The sequence below is a fragment of the Vibrio sp. 10N.286.51.C3 genome, assembly GCF_003050065.1.
Classification (GTDB): Bacteria; Pseudomonadota; Gammaproteobacteria; order Enterobacterales; family Vibrionaceae; genus Vibrio; species Vibrio crassostreae.
The window spans coordinates 15,402-31,470 of record NZ_PIGC01000014.1 but is presented as its reverse complement, the minus strand read 5'-3'; the positions used below and the strand labels follow the sequence as shown (position 1 = coordinate 31,470).

The 16,069-nt window shown below is 45.9% G+C and carries 14 protein-coding genes; 10 read left to right on the top strand and 4 right to left on the bottom strand.

Translation table 11 applies throughout. From position 1 onward, the window contains the following. Nucleotides 1-7 precede the first annotated feature (7 nt). The 10 genes from CWO27_RS15560 (at nucleotide 8) to CWO27_RS15515 (ending at nucleotide 12,754) form a co-directional block, all read left to right on the top strand. A complete protein-coding gene (locus CWO27_RS15560; RefSeq protein ID WP_048659159.1) occupies nucleotides 8-853 on the top strand; it encodes a Dam family site-specific DNA-(adenine-N6)-methyltransferase in 846 nt (281 codons plus the stop codon). Nucleotides 854-1,057: 204 nt separating this feature from the next. Beyond that, nucleotides 1,058-1,732, top strand: coding sequence for a ribulose-phosphate 3-epimerase (gene rpe / locus CWO27_RS15555; RefSeq protein WP_017068835.1), 675 nt, complete (start codon nucleotides 1,058-1,060; stop codon nucleotides 1,730-1,732). 102 nt (nucleotides 1,733-1,834) lie between these two features. Next, entirely contained in the window at nucleotides 1,835-2,521 is a 687-nt protein-coding gene (locus CWO27_RS15550; RefSeq protein WP_048659158.1) for a phosphoglycolate phosphatase, read from the top strand. Nucleotides 2,522-2,672: 151 nt separating this feature from the next. Beyond that, entirely contained in the window at nucleotides 2,673-3,689 is a 1,017-nt protein-coding gene (gene trpS, locus CWO27_RS15545; protein WP_016796005.1) for a tryptophan--tRNA ligase, read from the top strand. Between the two features lie 385 nt (nucleotides 3,690-4,074). Then, nucleotides 4,075-6,669 (top strand): ExeM/NucH family extracellular endonuclease, encoded by a 2,595-nt coding sequence (locus tag CWO27_RS15540; protein WP_107899207.1) that lies wholly within the window; start codon nucleotides 4,075-4,077, stop codon nucleotides 6,667-6,669. Nucleotides 6,670-6,869: 200 nt separating this feature from the next. Next, complete coding sequence (locus tag CWO27_RS15535) at nucleotides 6,870-7,448, top strand: aminodeoxychorismate/anthranilate synthase component II (RefSeq protein WP_048605375.1); 579 nt, start codon at nucleotides 6,870-6,872, stop codon at nucleotides 7,446-7,448. Nucleotides 7,449-7,913: 465 nt separating this feature from the next. Next, nucleotides 7,914-9,125 carry an aspartate aminotransferase family protein gene (locus tag CWO27_RS15530; RefSeq protein ID WP_012604934.1) on the top strand — a complete coding sequence of 404 codons (1,212 nt, stop codon included), beginning with the start codon at nucleotides 7,914-7,916 and terminating at the stop codon, nucleotides 9,123-9,125. Between the two features lie 107 nt (nucleotides 9,126-9,232). Continuing rightward, a complete protein-coding gene (gene astA / locus CWO27_RS15525) occupies nucleotides 9,233-10,252 on the top strand; it encodes an arginine N-succinyltransferase (RefSeq protein WP_009848917.1) in 1,020 nt (339 codons plus the stop codon). A 39-nt stretch (nucleotides 10,253-10,291) separates the two neighbouring features. Then, nucleotides 10,292-11,749, top strand: a complete 1,458-nt coding sequence (astD, locus tag CWO27_RS15520; protein WP_107899206.1) for a succinylglutamate-semialdehyde dehydrogenase — start codon at nucleotides 10,292-10,294, stop codon at nucleotides 11,747-11,749. A 213-nt stretch (nucleotides 11,750-11,962) separates the two neighbouring features. Beyond that, a complete protein-coding gene (locus CWO27_RS15515; RefSeq protein WP_107899205.1) occupies nucleotides 11,963-12,754 on the top strand; it encodes a DUF1338 domain-containing protein in 792 nt (263 codons plus the stop codon). A 182-nt stretch (nucleotides 12,755-12,936) separates the two neighbouring features. Here CWO27_RS15515 and crp read toward each other — a convergent pair whose 3' ends face one another. The 4 genes from crp to CWO27_RS15495 all read right to left on the bottom strand — a co-directional run bounded on the left by crp (nucleotide 12,937) and on the right by CWO27_RS15495 (nucleotide 16,060). Beyond that, nucleotides 12,937-13,569: a cAMP-activated global transcriptional regulator CRP gene (gene crp / locus CWO27_RS15510; RefSeq protein ID WP_004729651.1), complete on the bottom strand. Its 633-nt coding sequence runs from the start codon at nucleotides 13,567-13,569 to the stop codon at nucleotides 12,937-12,939. A gap of 241 nt (nucleotides 13,570-13,810) precedes the next feature. Further along, on the bottom strand, nucleotides 13,811-14,680 hold the full coding sequence (locus CWO27_RS15505; RefSeq protein WP_004729650.1) for a phosphoribulokinase: 870 nt from the start codon (nucleotides 14,678-14,680) through the stop codon (nucleotides 13,811-13,813). A 77-nt stretch (nucleotides 14,681-14,757) separates the two neighbouring features. Further along, entirely contained in the window at nucleotides 14,758-14,970 is a 213-nt protein-coding gene (locus CWO27_RS15500) for a YheU family protein (RefSeq protein WP_004729649.1), read from the bottom strand. A gap of 97 nt (nucleotides 14,971-15,067) precedes the next feature. After that, the gene (locus tag CWO27_RS15495; RefSeq protein WP_102433325.1) at nucleotides 15,068-16,060 is read right to left on the bottom strand and encodes a hydrolase; all 993 of its coding nucleotides are present in this window, start codon (nucleotides 16,058-16,060) and stop codon (nucleotides 15,068-15,070) included. Nucleotides 16,061-16,069 lie beyond the last annotated feature (9 nt).

Genomic DNA, 16,069 nt, shown 5'->3' with positions numbered 1-16,069 from the left:
GCAGTAAATGAAAAAGCAGCGTGCCTTTCTAAAATGGGCTGGTGGTAAATATGGCCTAGTTGAAGACATCCAACGTCACCTGCCACCTGCTCGTAAATTGGTAGAACCGTTTGTCGGTGCCGGCTCAGTATTTCTGAATACTGACTTTGAACAGTACCTGCTTGCAGATATCAACCCCGATCTTATCAACCTGTACAACCTACTTAAAACCGATCCTGAAACTTATATCACGGAAGCGAAGCGCTGGTTCTGTCCTGAGAACAACCGCAAAGAAGCCTTCTTAGATATTCGCGCTGAGTTCAATGGTACAGATAACGTCATGTATCGTTCGTTGGCTTTCTTGTATATGAATCGATTTGGCTTTAATGGCCTATGTCGTTACAACAAGAAGGGCGGTTTTAACGTCCCATTTGGTTCTTACAAAAAACCTTACTTCCCAGAAGCCGAGCTGGAGTTTTTTGCCGAGAAAGCGAAAAAGGCCACCTTCGTCTGTGAGGGATACCATGAAACCTTTAGCCGCGCGCGCAAAGGCTGTGTGGTTTACTGCGATCCTCCATACGCACCGTTGTCGAACACGGCTAACTTTACCTCATACGCAGGTAATGGCTTTAGCTTAGATGACCAAGCTGCATTGGCGGATGTTGCTGAAAAAGCAGCAATGGAGCGTGGTATTCCTGTTTTGATTTCAAACCACGATACGACACTAACGCGTCGCTTATATCATGGTGCTGAGTTAAACGTGGTCAAGGTGAAACGCACCATCAGCCGTAATGGCGCTGGGCGTAATAAAGTTGATGAGCTGCTGGCGCTTTTCCATAAAGAGAAAAACCAGCAACACACATCAGCGGAATAGTTCTGGTCAGAACAGCCGCTAAACTCATTAAATTGAGTGACCAACGGATACTTTCTTAAACTAATCTTTCGAACTGCTAGGATCTGCTTAGGTGCTTAGGTAGAATTGCACACCAAATAGTCTTGGGCTTGAGTCTTGTATTTGTGTATGAGATATCACTAAGACGGTGACATTCGTAATTTACTCACTCTTAAGAGGTTTGGTATGAAAGATTTTCTAATCGCTCCATCGATTTTGTCTGCAGATTTTGCTCGTCTTGGTGAAGACGTAGAAAAAGTACTCGCAGCTGGTGCTGATGTTGTGCACTTCGATGTGATGGACAACCACTACGTACCTAACCTGACTTTTGGCGCGCCTATTTGTAAAGCGCTGCGCGACTACGGTATTACTGCTCCTATCGATGTTCACCTTATGGTTAAGCCTGTGGATAGTATTGTTCCTGAGTTTGCAAAAGCGGGCGCATCAATGATTACCTTCCACGTTGAAGCTTCAGAGCACATCGATCGCACTCTACAGCTCATCAAAGAGCACGGTTGTAAAGCGGGTGTGGTTCTTAACCCTGCAACACCGCTTTCTTGCCTAGATTACATCATGGACAAAGTAGACATGATTCTACTAATGTCTGTGAACCCTGGCTTCGGCGGTCAATCTTTCATTCCTCACACGCTAGATAAACTACGTGCTGTTCGTAAGCTGATTGATGAGTCAGGCCGCGACATTCGCCTTGAGATTGATGGCGGTGTGAAGGTGGATAACATCCGTGAAATCGCAGAAGCGGGTGCAGATATGTTCGTTGCGGGTTCTGCTATCTTCAACCAACCGGATTACAAAGAAGTGATTGATGAGATGCGTGCAGAGCTTGCAAAAGTAAACGCATAATCGTAAAACTACAGATAGATTTAATATTAAGGGGCTCATTGGCCCCTTTTTTACGTCTTATCGCTCAACACATAAGACGAATATAATTAATAGGAAAGTAAGATGTCATTAAGCTCAATAAAACTGATCGCCTTTGATTTGGATGGAACCTTGTTAGACAGCGTGCCTGATTTAGCTGTCGCCGCTGACCAAGCTTGTCAGGAGCTGGGTTTCCCTTCAGTGAGTGAAGAACAAGTTCGCGACTATGTTGGCAATGGTGCTGACGTGCTTATCGGGCGTTCACTCAGCCGTAACCTAACTGTTGATCCAAGCCTAGATCCTGAGCTGTTGAAGAAAGCACGCATTTTGTTTGATGATTTCTACGAGCAGGGCGGCCACAAGCTGAGCCACCTTTACCCATCAGTAAAAGAGACGCTGGCAGAGCTGCATAATGCGGGTTTCACTATGGCGCTTGTGACCAACAAACCATCGAAGTTTGTACCCGACGTTCTGGCGCAACACGGTATCGATAAGTACTTTGTTGATGTTTTAGGCGGCGACTCTTTCCCAGAGAAAAAACCGAATCCAGTAGCGCTGAACTGGTTGCTAGAAAAGCACAACGTTAAAGCGGAAGAGATGTTGATGGTTGGTGATTCAAGCAACGACATCAAAGCGGCTAAGAATGCGGGTTGCCACTCGTTTGGTCTGACTTATGGCTACAATCACGGTGAGCCAATTTCAGCATCAAACCCTGACTATGTGGCGGATAACGTTGCTCAATTACTAGATGTCGTTCTAGTTTCAGCATAAAGCGGACAAAAGTTAGCTAACCCACTAGCAAAATACTTATCAATGAGTACACTGGATGAGCCGCGCAGAAAGAGCTGTGCGGCTTTTCTATATTTAAGTTAAGAAGCTAAGCGTTCAATAAACTTAGCGAATAAGCAAAGGAATTAAAACCATGAGCAAGCCCATCGTATTGAGTGGTGTTCAACCATCTGGTGAACTAAGTATCGGTAACTACTTGGGTGCTCTACGTCAATGGCAACAGATGCAAGATGATTACGATTGCCAATACTGTGTTGTAGACCTTCACGCAATTACGGTTCGCCAAGACCCGAAAGCACTGCATGAAGCGACTCTAGACGCACTCGCAATCTGTCTTGCTGTCGGTGTTGATCCAAAGAAGAGCACGCTATTTGTTCAGTCACACGTACCAGAGCATGCTCAACTTGGTTGGCTTCTTAACTGTTACACGCAAATGGGTGAACTGAGCCGTATGACTCAGTTTAAAGATAAGTCTGCACGTCACTCAAACGACGTAAACGTAGGCCTATACGACTACCCAGTGTTGATGGCTGCAGACATCCTGCTTTACGGTGCTCACCAAGTGCCAGTAGGTAGTGACCAGAAACAACACCTAGAGCTAGCGCGTGATATCGCAACTCGTTTCAACAACATCTACGGTCCTGAAACGCCAATCTTCCAAGTGCCAGAACCTTACATTCCAACAGTGAATGCACGTGTAATGAGCCTGCAAGATGCGACTAAGAAGATGTCTAAGTCGGATGATAACCGTAAGAACGTGATTACTCTGTTAGAAGAGCCTAAGTCGATCATCAAGAAGATCAACAAAGCGCAAACTGATGCAGAAACACCGCCACGTATTGCTCACGATTGGGAAAACAAAGCGGGTATCTCTAACCTAATGGGTCTTTACTCAGCAGCGACAGGTAAAACGTTTGAAGAGATCGAAGCGCAATACCAAGGTGTTGAGATGTACGGTCCATTCAAGAAAGATGTAGGCGCAGCATTAGTTGAGATGCTTGAGCCGATTCAAGCTGAATACCACCGTATCCGTGCTGATCGTGCTTACATGGACGCAGTAATGAAAGCGGGTGCTGAAAAAGCGTCTGAGCGTGCTGCAGTAACACTGAAAAAAGCATACGAAGCAGTAGGTTTTGTTACTCGCCCATAGGGTGAACTAACACGACTCGCTTGAAAATTTGAGCCCAAAGTAGCTTTTGTTTACTTTGGGCTTTTTAATGCCCATTCCATTTACCTTCCTCGAAACCCCCTTGTTTGAATTGATAATTTACGCAGTATCTGACTAGCATATCCATCATATTAATGCTGTGCAGGTGATCTTATTCAGCACTTCTGAACTTTATAAATTCATACTCATTTCTATATATGTTGGAAATATATAACGTGCCAAACAATTGATGATTCCAAAGTGATAAGTTCCTCATTTTCTTGCCAACTGACTTATTCCTTTCATAAATAAACCTGATAGTTACCACAAAATACATGACTGCCCATAGATGGCAGTGACTATAAATCAATGAACTCAGGTGAAACGGATGGCTCTTTTACACAAACCTTCATTGCTAGCAGTGGCAATTGGTAGCTTGTTAACCACAAGCGCACACGCTGATTTGTTTATTTCACAATATGTGGAAGGCGGCAGCTACAACAAAGCGGTTGAGATCGCCAATAACGGCGATAGCAGCATTAACTTAGATGGTTACTCACTGGCGAAGTCTGCCAATGGCAACGGATCATGGGGCGCCACTTTACCTTTAGATGGCCACGTTTTAGCGCCCGGTGAGGTGCTTGTTGTTGCTCATACCAGTGCTAGTGATGAGATTAAGGCGGTCGCTGACATTCTAAATGCTTCATTGGCTAATCATAATGGTGACGACCCGCTAGCTATCTTGAATGCAGATGGTTCGGTGCATGATGTTGTTGGTTTGATGGGCGATGTGGACTGGGGCAAAGATGTTACTTTGGTTCGTGCGACACAAACACCTTCTGCGACGTTTGATGCTTCACAATGGGTATCGCTACCAAAAGACAGTATTGAAGGGCTAGGTTCACTAGACAGTGTTGAGCTGCCAGAAGCCTTTACTTGCACACAAGATGGCTCAGACCCGGTATTTACCACCATTCAAGAGATCCAAGGCGAGGGTGCAACATCACCGTTCATCGATGGCTACCCGTACATCACCGACGATGAATACTTCGTAAAAGGTGTAGTTAGCGCAGTGACTACTGGCCTAACCAAAGGCTTCTATCTGCAAGCGATTGAGGATGACTTCAATTCAAGTACCTCTGAAGGTCTATTTATTCACACTAACCAGTCAAGCTCAGATTTAGTTGCGGGTGATGTGGTGTGTGTGAAAGGTAAGGTTCAAGAATACTACAGCCACACTCAGCTTAAAGTTGAAAACAACCAATGGCTAAAGCAGGGCGAACAGCAATCCCCTGAAGCGACGGTGATTGAAGCGCTAGACAGTGATGAGAACTTCGCTGCAACGCTTGAACGCTACGAAGGCATGTTGCTGAAAACAACCGAAGCGCTTGATATGCGAGTGACGCGTACCTTCGGTTATGACTACGCAGGTCGTCGTAACAACATGGTATTAGCCCATGAGCGTATCAACATGCAGCCGAACCAGCTTTTTGCTGCCGGTTCTGATGAAGCGAAACAACAAACAGAAGACAACGCTGATCGTCGCCTTTTCGTTGAAACGGATCAAAAAGCGGGTGACGGACAAGTTCCTTTCTACCCAGATTTTGGCCGTACCGACATCGACCAAGATGGTTCGACCGAAGACTACATCCGTATCGATGACACCATTGTCGGCCTAGAAGGTGTGTTGACTTACAGCTACGGTGAATACCGTTTAATTGCGACTAACCAGATCTCGGCTGAAAACTTCGTTCGTAACGACCCACGTACTGACAAACCAGACATGGATGAAGGTGACCTGCGTATTGCGACCTTCAATGTATTGAACTACTTCAACTCTCCATTTGGCGGTGACGCGAACCAGCACGGCAACAACCGTGGCGCGAACACCATCACTGAGTTTGAAATGCAGCAAGAGAAGATTGTGAACGCGATTCTTCGTCTAGACGCTGACATCATTGGTTTGATGGAAATTGAGAACAACGGCTTTGGTGAAGGTTCAGCGATTCAACAGCTTGTTAACCAGCTGAATGATCGCATTGAGCGTAAGAAAGACCGTTATACGTTTGTCGCTGTTGATTCAAATGAAGATGGCGTAACCGACGAGATGGACTCGATTGGTACTGACGTAATCACAACGGGTGTTATTTACCGTAAGAAGGTAGTTAAGCTAAAAGACAGCCGCGTTATCGCGATGCCAAGCCAACAAGCACCAGAGGTGTTAGACGATTCAGGTAAGGTGATTGAGGACGGTAAGAACTACCAGCGTGACTCATTAGCGCCAACCTTCAAGGTCAAAGGTACCAAAGAGAAACTGACCGTAGCGATTAACCACTTTAAATCTAAAGGCTCTAAGTGTTGGGAAGATGCAGCACCGGTTGAACAGGGTGGTCAAGGTGGTGTTGATGCCGACAAGCAAGGCTCATGTGAGAACTTCCGCGTAGCTGCGGCGGTGGCACTGGGTGAAGCGCTCGATGGTATCAAAGGTCACAAAGTGATCCTGGGTGATATGAACTCGTACGGCATGGAAGATCCAATGCTGGTGCTAACGGATTACTCTGAAGAGAAATACGGTAAGCAAATCAAAGCGGCTCGTAACACTTACATTGATGGTGTTGAACAGTTTGGTGATAACGGCGCGGTGATTACTAAGAACTACGGTTACATTAATGCTGTGGCTCAAAAGCACCCAGACAGCTGGAGCTACTCATACAATGACGAAGTGGGCGCACTGGATCACCTGTTGATCAGCGACAGCCTGAAAGACATGGTTGTGGATGCAACTGACTGGCACATTAACGGTGGCGAATCGACGTTGTTTGACTACAACGAAGAGTATAAAGGCGATCTGCCTAAGTACCAAGATCACTTCCGTTCATCGGATCATGATCCTGCGGTTCTTGAGCTCAGAGTCGGCGGTTCATTCGGCTTGGGTGCATTGATGTCATTGTTTGGTCTAGCAATGTGGCGTCGTCGCAAGTAGCTAAATCGTAAGTAGATTGGCAAGCCATACAAGCAAGCCAATTCAGGTAACTTAAGGCTATCTGTAAACAATTAAGGTCAACTTAGGTTGGCCTTAATTATTGGCGAAATGCAGTTTCCACTTGCCTTTCGCTATGGGTATTGCACAATACCGCCCCTATATCTCCCAATCCTTTAGTATTTAGCAAACGATTTCGACCCATGTTACTTATCATCGATAACTACGACTCCTTTACCTATAACTTGTATCAGTATTTCTGTGAGTTAGGGGTAACTGTAAAAGTTGTTCGCAACGATGAGATTGATATTGCGGGCATCGAAGCGCTAAATCCTAGTCATCTTGTTATCTCGCCGGGTCCTTGTACACCGGATGATGCGGGCATTTCTCTACAAGTCATCGAACACTTCGTTGGTAAACTGCCGCTCTTAGGAGTGTGTCTTGGTCATCAAGCCATTGCCCAAGTGTTTGGTGGTGAAGTGGTGAGAGCCAGACAAGTGATGCACGGTAAAACCTCTCCGATACGCCACAATGGCAAGAGTGTTTTTCAAGGGCTCAATAACCCTCTAACCGTGACACGTTACCATTCTCTAGTGGTGAAAAATGGCACGCTACCTGACTGCTTTGAACTGACATCTTGGACGGAATTTGAAGATGGCAGCATGGATGAAATCATGGGTTATCAACATAAAACCTTGCCGATTGATGCTGTACAATTTCACCCAGAGTCGATTAAAACAGAGCAAGGACACCAGCTTCTCGCTAACTTCTTAGCGCGTTGAGTGTTTAAATTTGACTCTTTCTCCGTCTAAATAAGCCAGTTGAACCTGTTAGCCCATTCGTTAAGCGTTTAAATTCGGGCGCTACGCGTCTCTTACTCCTCTGACGCCGATCACTTTTTATAACATTTCTCTCTCTTCAGGCTAAGTTTTTAGCCTATGCAAAATTATTCGCCTTATTTCGTCTCGAACCCTATATACCGCAATGCCAGTAAGGCTTTGCTATTACTGGTTATGCGTTTAGGTAAAAAAAGCTTCATAAAACAGATTAATTGATGCATAAATAGTCATAGGTAGTGACGTTTAGCTGGTTGTTAGGGATGGCTAAAGAATAATCTACTATTGAAAACGTTAATTAAATGTAAATATAATGCTGCAGCGGGATTATGGCGAGAGAAAATATCTTTGTCTCACTTATGAACCAGTACGCTTATTTGCGAAGCTTGCGGTATCGAGAAGGAATGTACGATGACAGTGGAAAAAAAAGTAGAACGTAGTCTGTTTAATGAGGTGATGGTGCCTTGTTATAACCCAATGGAAATGATCCCGGTAAAAGGGGAAGGCGCACGCGTTTGGGACCAACAAGGCCGAGAGTATATCGACTTTGCTGGTGGTATCGCTGTGAGCTGTTTGGGTCACTGTCACCCAGCAATGGTTAACGCGGTTACTGAGCAAGCAAACAAGATTTGGCATTTAAGTAATGTAATGACCAATGAACCTGCATTACGTCTAGCGAAGAAGCTAACAGACGTATGTTTTGCAGAAAAAGTATTCTTTGCCAACTCTGGTGCAGAAGCGAACGAAGCAGCATTGAAGCTAGCTCGTCGTTGGGCAGCAGATGTTCACGGTCCTGAGAAATCTGAAATCATTGCATTCAAACAAGGTTTCCACGGTCGTACTTTCTTTACCGTAACGGTCGGTGGTCAAGAGGCTTACTCTGATGGCTTCGGTCCTAAACCGGGCGATGTAACTCACCTGCCTTACAACGATATTGCAGCGCTAGAAGCGCACATCTCAGATCGCACATGTGCAATCATGATGGAACCTCTGCAAGGCGAGGGCGGTATCATCTCTCCAACATCTGAGTTCGTGAACACGGTTCGTGAACTGTGTGACAAACACAATGCGCTGCTTATCTTTGATGAAGTACAAACAGGTAATGGCCGTACAGGTAACTTTTACGCTTACCAAGGTCTAGGTGTAACACCTGACATCCTAAGCACAGCGAAATCACTAGGTGGCGGTTTCCCAATCGGCGCAATGCTAACAACGTCTGAACTTGCGACACACCTAAAAGTGGGTACGCACGGTTCTACTTACGGTGGTAACCCACTGGCGTGTGCCGTTGCTGAAGCGGTTGTTGACGTAGTAAGCCAACCTGAAACGTTGGCTGGCGTGAAAGAACGCGAAGCACTATTCCGTGATGGTTTAGCTAAGATTAACGACAAATACCAAATATTCAGTGAAGTTCGCGGTAAAGGCCTATTGCTAGGCGCTGCGCTTAATGAAGCATGGCAAGGTCGTGCTCGTGATGTATTAGTAGCAGCAGGCGAACAAGGCTTGATGGTACTGGTTGCGGGTGCAAACGTGGTTCGTTTCACACCATCACTGGTTATCACTACACAAGAAATTGAAGAAGGTTTATCAAAACTAGACAAAGCAATCGCTACGCTAGTTTAGCCTGAGCGGCGTCATAGGAATGATCGCCATTAGAGCGATCCCATGACGTACTGCTAAAGGCCCAAGCTTCTGGTTTTGGGCCTGTTTTGCATCTGGAGGGAATATTGATGCTAGTTGTTCGCCCAATAAAATTATCTGATTACGATGCGCTGCATACCTGCGCGGTTGAATCTGGTCACGGATTCACATCTCTTCCGGTTAACGAAGAACTGTTAACTAACCGAATTACTCACTCTGAATACAGCTTTGCTAAACAAGACGTGACTGAACCCGGTGATGAAGGCTATCTAATGGTTGGCTTCGACACTGAAACGGGAGAAGTCGCTGGTACGACAGGCATCGAAGCCTCAATTGGCTGGGATGTTCCGTTTTACTCTTACCACATCAGCAAAGTGGTTCACTCATCGCAAAAGCTTGGCGTGAATAACGTCGTGAAGCTACTGACTTTCGGTAATAACTACACAGGATGCAGTGAGATCTGCACACTGTTCTTGCGCCCAGCTTTCCGTGGTGGATTGAATGGTCGTTTGATGTCGAAGTGTCGCTTCCTGATCATGTCTGAGCACCCAGAGCGTTTCTCGAAAACGATTTTTGCTGAGATGCGTGGTGTATCGGATGCGGAAGGTAACTCACCTTTCTGGCAATGGCTGCAAGAGCACTTCTTCTCAATTGATTTCACGCTTGCAGATTACCTAACTGGTATCGGTAAGAAAGGTTTCATTGCTGACCTAATGCCGAAGCTGCCTATCTACGTGAACCTACTGAGCAAAGAAGCTCAGGCGGTGATTGGAGAGGTACATGATAATACACGCCCAGCACTTAAGTTGTTGGAACGTGAAGGTTTCACTAACCGCGGTTATGTCGACATCTTTGATGCAGGCCCAACGGTTGAGTGTGATTTAAGAAACATTGAATCAGTGCGTCATGCGATTCGAGCTCAGGTTCAAATTGCAGAGCACTCCAGCTCTAAAGACTTCCTAATTGGTAATACCTCGTTTGAGAACTTCCGCGCAGTAGCCGCGAAAGGCGCGTATGACCAAGCAAGCGACACAGTGATTTTATCATCTGAAGTAGCAAGCGCTCTTGAAGTAAAAGAAGGCGAATTCGTTCGCATGTTGGCTCAATAAGAGCGGCGATTATCTGTCGAAGATTTTAAGGATAGAAGTATGACTCAGTGGATAGCAGGACAGTGGGTGGCAGGTCAAGGCGACGCCATGACATCAGTAAGCCCATACAACAATGAAGTCGTGTGGCAAGGCGATAGTGCAACACCAGCGCAGGTTGAATCTGCAGTAGCAGCGGCTCGTGATGCGTTCTTAGTTTGGAAGAAACTGAGCTTTGCAGAGCGTGAAGCGGTCGTGTTGAACTTTGCTGATAAAGTAAAAGAGAACAGCGAAGAGATAGCACAGATTATTGCAAAAGAGACGGGGAAACCGATTTGGGAAACTCGTACTGAAGCGGGCGCAATGGCGGGTAAAATCGCTATCTCTATTCGTGCATACCACGAGCGTACAGGCGAAGCTTCGCGTGAAGCGGCGGGTAACCAAATCGTACTGCGCCATCGTCCATTAGGTGTTATGGCGGTATTTGGCCCTTACAACTTCCCAGGTCACCTACCTAACGGTCATATTGTTCCAGCACTGCTATCTGGTAATACCGTGGTATTTAAGCCGTCAGAGCAGACACCTTGGACAGGTGAGTTTGCGATGAAGCTATGGCAAGAAGCTGGCCTTCCTGCTGGCGTGATCAACCTAGTGCAAGGCGCGAAAGAGACAGGTATCGCACTAGCCGATGCTAAAGGTCTTGATGGCGTGCTATTCACGGGTAGTGCTAATACCGGTCATATCCTTCACCGTCAATTCGCAGGTCAACCGGGCAAGATGCTGGCGCTAGAGATGGGTGGCAACAACCCGATGGTGATCAGTGACCAATTTGGTGATGCTGACGCGACGGTTTATACCATTATTCAATCGGCTTTCATCAGTGCAGGTCAACGTTGTACGTGTGCTCGTCGCTTGTATGTTCCTGTTGGCGAGAAGGGCGATCAATTGCTCGATAAGCTCGTTGCGGCTACCTTGAAGATTCGTGTTGATCAGCCATTCGCTGAGCCTGCACCCTTCATGGGCCCACAAATCTCTGAAGCGGCAGCTAAGTTCATTCTGGACGCGCAAGCTAATCTGCAATCACTAGGTGGTGTCAGCCTAGTCGAAGCAAAAGCGGGCGAAGCGGCGTTTGTTTCTCCGGGTATTATCGATGCAACCAACATTGCTGAACTGCCAGATGAAGAGTACTTCGGCCCATTGTTGCAAGTGGTTCGCTACCAATCGCTAGAGCAAGCGGTTGAATTAGCTAACGACACACGCTTTGGTTTGTCTGCAGGCCTTGTATCAACAGACGATTCTGAATGGGAATACTTCGTTGACCATATCCGTGCGGGTATTGTTAACCGTAACCGTCAGCTAACAGGCGCAAGTGGTGATGCACCGTTTGGTGGTCCGGGTGCTTCAGGCAACCTACGCCCAAGTGCTTACTACGCAGCTGACTACTGTGCTTACCCTATGGCTTCAATGGAAGGTAGCGAAACTCAACTACCAGCATCGTTTAGCCCAGGTATTGAGCTTTAATTTAGGCTAATGAGTCTTAGGCTCATTGGTTAAGCTTGAAATAGGGAAGTGGTGTTATCGCTTCCCTTTTCCATCACGTCCGACACCTAGATTGGGCGGTAGATAATAATAGAACAAGTATGTCACAGGCTGATGGCTGCTGACTCTGTGTCTCAGCCTCTCCCTTTCTAATCCAAATTACTAGCTTGCTAGAACCTCTGACAAGGAGTCACCATGACGCCCGATCTACTCTTTAAATCACTATGGGACGATTACATTCACAGGCTGTGTCCATCGGCTGAGAAAGTGCATCACTTGCTGAAAGAAGATGAAGCGCTGATCAACGACCATATTGCACTGCGTACTTTTAATGTTGCCCCTCTCGGTATTGAAACACTAGCTAAGCCTTTCCTTGAACTGGGTTACAAGGCGTGTGGCGACTACCTGTTTGAGAGCAAGAAGCTAGTGGCTAAACACTATGAGCACCCAGACCCGAAGCAGCCAAAAGTGTTCATTAGTGAATTGAAGGTCGAAGAGTGTTCTAGTGAATTACAACAGATCGTTGCTAAGTTAGTTGAGCAGGTTGATGCAAGCAAGCTTCAAGGTCATGAGTTCTTGTTTGGTGGTCGCCAATGGAATTTGAGCTTCGCTGATTTCCAAGCACTAGCTAAAGAGAGCGAATACGCATCTTGGCTAGCGGCTCATGGATATGGTGCAAACCACTTTACGGTAAGTGTGAACCAGCTGAATAACTTTGATGAAGTGCAGGTGGTGAATGACTACCTGAGCGAGTCTGGCTTTACTATCAACGCATCTGGCGGTGAGGTTAAAGGCTCTCCAGAGGTCTTATTAGAGCAATCATCAACAATGGCAGACAAAGTCCCAGTTTCATTTGTTGAAGGCAATGAGATGATTCCAGGCGGCTTCTATGAGTTCGCTAAGCGTTATGCGATGGCTAACGGTGAGCTTTACACCGGTTTTGTGGCCGCATCGGCGGATAAGATCTTTGAGAGCACCAACAGTTAATAAAAGGTACGAGAACGGACTTATCCTAGATATGCGAGTACGCTTCGCTTCGAGGAAGTTTACAAATAGGATTCTGTGAGTTCTTCTCGCATCTCGCATCTGCTCTCTGGATCTTAAGAAAACAAAAAAGCCACCAAATTTGCATTTGGTGGCTTTCAAATTTTTGGCTCAGTTAATCGAGATTAACGAGTGCCGTATACCACGATAGTTTTACCGTGTGCAGAAATTAGGTTCTGCTCTTCAAGCATCTTCAAGATACGACCTACTGTCTCTCGAGAACAACCAACGATCTGGCCAATCTCTTGACGAGTGATCTTGATTTGCATGCCATCAGGGTGAGTCATTGCATCTGGCTGTTTCGCTAGGTTAAGTAGCGTTTGAGCGATACGACCGGTAACGTCAAGGAACGCTAAGTCACCAACCTTTTGGCTAGTTACTTGTAGACGGTTTGCCATTTGCGCTGAAAGGCGCATCAGGATATCTGGGTTCACTTGGATAAGTTGACGGAATTTCTTGAAAGAAATTTCAGCTACTTCACAAGGAGATTTAGCACGAACCCACGCAGTACGCTCTTGGTCTTCTTCGAAAAGTCCAAGTTCACCGATGAAGTCGCCTTGGTTTAGGTAAGAAAGAATCATTTCCTTACCTTCTTCGTCTTTGATAAGAACAGCCACAGAACCTTTAACGATGTAGTACAAGGTTTCTGCCTTTTCACCAGCATGAATCAAAGTACTTTTTGAAGGGTACTTATGAATATGACAGTGTGAAAGGAACCACTCTAATGTTGGATCGGTTTGAGGTTTACCTAGAACCATAATATCTCACTTCCTCTGCAGGGTATGCTTGCCGCTTTCCGTATTTTAGCTAAGCCTGAATTGACTCAGTTAGGATAAGAGCACTCGTTGAGTGCTGCAAGCTATCTTGTGTTTCGTTTAAGAATAGTATCCTTTTTCAGGTACTATTTCTTGATTTTAATCGTGACCAAGCTACGATTTTTTACGCAAAATTGTGCACATGATCACGGTATGAAAAGTAATCAACCAGAATGTCGTTTTGTTAACCTATTTTTCCGGTTTCGATTAGTTGTTGTAGAATTGGCCTTACAATGAGCTCCATAGCAAAACTCATCTTGCCTCCTGGCACCACGAGCGTGTTATGACGTGACATAAATGAGCCATCAATCATAGCCAAAAGGTAAGGGAAATCGACGTTTTTGATGCCGCGCAAACGTATAACTACGAAGCTTTCGTCTAAACTTGGAATCCCCTTGGCGTTAAGTGGATTCGATGTATCTACGGTAGGGACACGCTGAAAGTTGATATGAGTACGCGAAAACTGCGGGGTAATGTAGTTAAGGTAATCATCCATTGAGCGAACAATAGAATCCATCACCGCTTCGCGAGAGTGCCCACGATCGCGTGTGTCACGAACGAATTTCTGGATCCACTCCAAGTTTACGATCGGTACCATGCCGATAAGCAGATCGACGTGTTGCGAGACGTTAATGTCGCCATCGACTACGCCACCATGAAGGCCTTCGTAGAACATCACATCCGAGTTTTCAGGGATCTCTTGCCATGGCGTAAAGGTGCCGGGCATTTGGTTGTAAGGAACGGCTTCATCGAAGGTATGTAGATAGCTACGGACTTTACCCGTGCCTTCATTTCCGTATTGACGGAAGAACTCTTCTAATGCGCCAAAATCGTTAGCTTGTGGACCAAAGTAGCTGATGTGCTTACCTTGCTCGCGCGCCTTACGGATCTCGACATCCATCTCTGGTCGAGTGAAGCGATGGAAACTATCCCCTTCAACCCAAGCTGCCTTCACGTCCATCATATTGAACATTTTGCGGAAGGCTTCTGAGGTAGTGGTGGTGCCGGCTCCAGATGAACCCGTCACCGCAATAATTGGATGTTTAGCGGACATGACAACCCTTGTCTTTTGAGTAACTTACTTGTTAGCAATCGTTTACCACTATAACACGGCTCCTTTATGAGCGCAGCTTAGAAGCGTTTTGTGACTTGAATATCAACGGTTTCATGCAGCTCAGAAAACACGATGCTGACTTCCTTTGAGGCTAATTGATGTTTCACTTGGTCAATTTTGTTTTGCAGTGAAACCTCTACGTCACCGTAGTCTGTGCCTTCACGTAGCACGAATTCTTTAATGAGGTTTTCCAGCGTTTCTGGTGCGATGTCTTGCCATGGGATGATCATAAATACTTCTCTCTTTTATGTTCATAAATAGGTTTATTGATGTGTTGATTAGTGTGTCTAGCGACGCCTATCACTCAGCCCTTAAAAGGCTCGGCCATTATGCCGAATCTTGAATACTTTCATAGTAGGCGGGTAATGCTTCTTCTAACCAAAACCTTGGTTTGAGCGTGCTACCGGTAATGAACCCCACATGGCCGCCTTTTTGAAACAGACGATAATCGATATTGTCAGGTAGAACGAATTTTGGAATCACATCGTCAGTCATGAAAGGGTCATCTTTCGCATGAATGATCTGTGTGGGTAGCTTAATCCGATTCAACTTCGGCAAGGCAGAGCATTGAGCATAATAATCTTGTGCATTCTTGAAGCCGTGCAGAGGCGCAGTAATTCGCTCATCAAACTCATACAGCTTGTCGATCTTCTTGATGCTTTCCGCTGATATACCAATCTTCTCTTGCAGCAGCTTGTGTTTCTTCAATGCATTCGATTTCAAAGAATTGAGCAGGTACTTCTTATAGAGTTTGGAGAAGCCTTGTTCAATACGGCTTGAACAACAAGCAAGGTCAAAGGGGGCTGAAACAATCGTCGCCGCTGAGATTAACGGATCATCAGCATAGTCGGCGAGATAATTAGCCAACATGTTGCCGCCTAGCGATATGCCAACCGCAACCTTAGGGTTATTGGGAAACCTTGAGTGTAGATGCCTTAAAAAGAAGCGCGCATCTTCGACTTCTCCAGAGTGGTAAGCACGAGCTAAGCGATTTGGCTTTCCGCTGCAACCTCTGAAGTGCATCATCACGGACAACCAACCATCCTTAGCAAACGCATTCATCAGTCCGTTGGCGTAAGGGCTCTCAAAGCTACCTTCTAAACCATGGAATAGAACGAATATCGGCTTGTTACTTCGATCATCATTGCTTGGGTTGTCACAGTCTGGTGATTCGCTCCAAGCAAGATCAAGAAAGTCACCATCGGGAGTTTCTAAGGTTTGCCAGTGAGGATGAAACAGCGCCTGTTTTCTAATAAACCGTGGCACTAAGGTTTGTAAGTGCGGATTAGAGAGACCAGCGGCTGCGGTAAATATTGTCATAAAAACGAT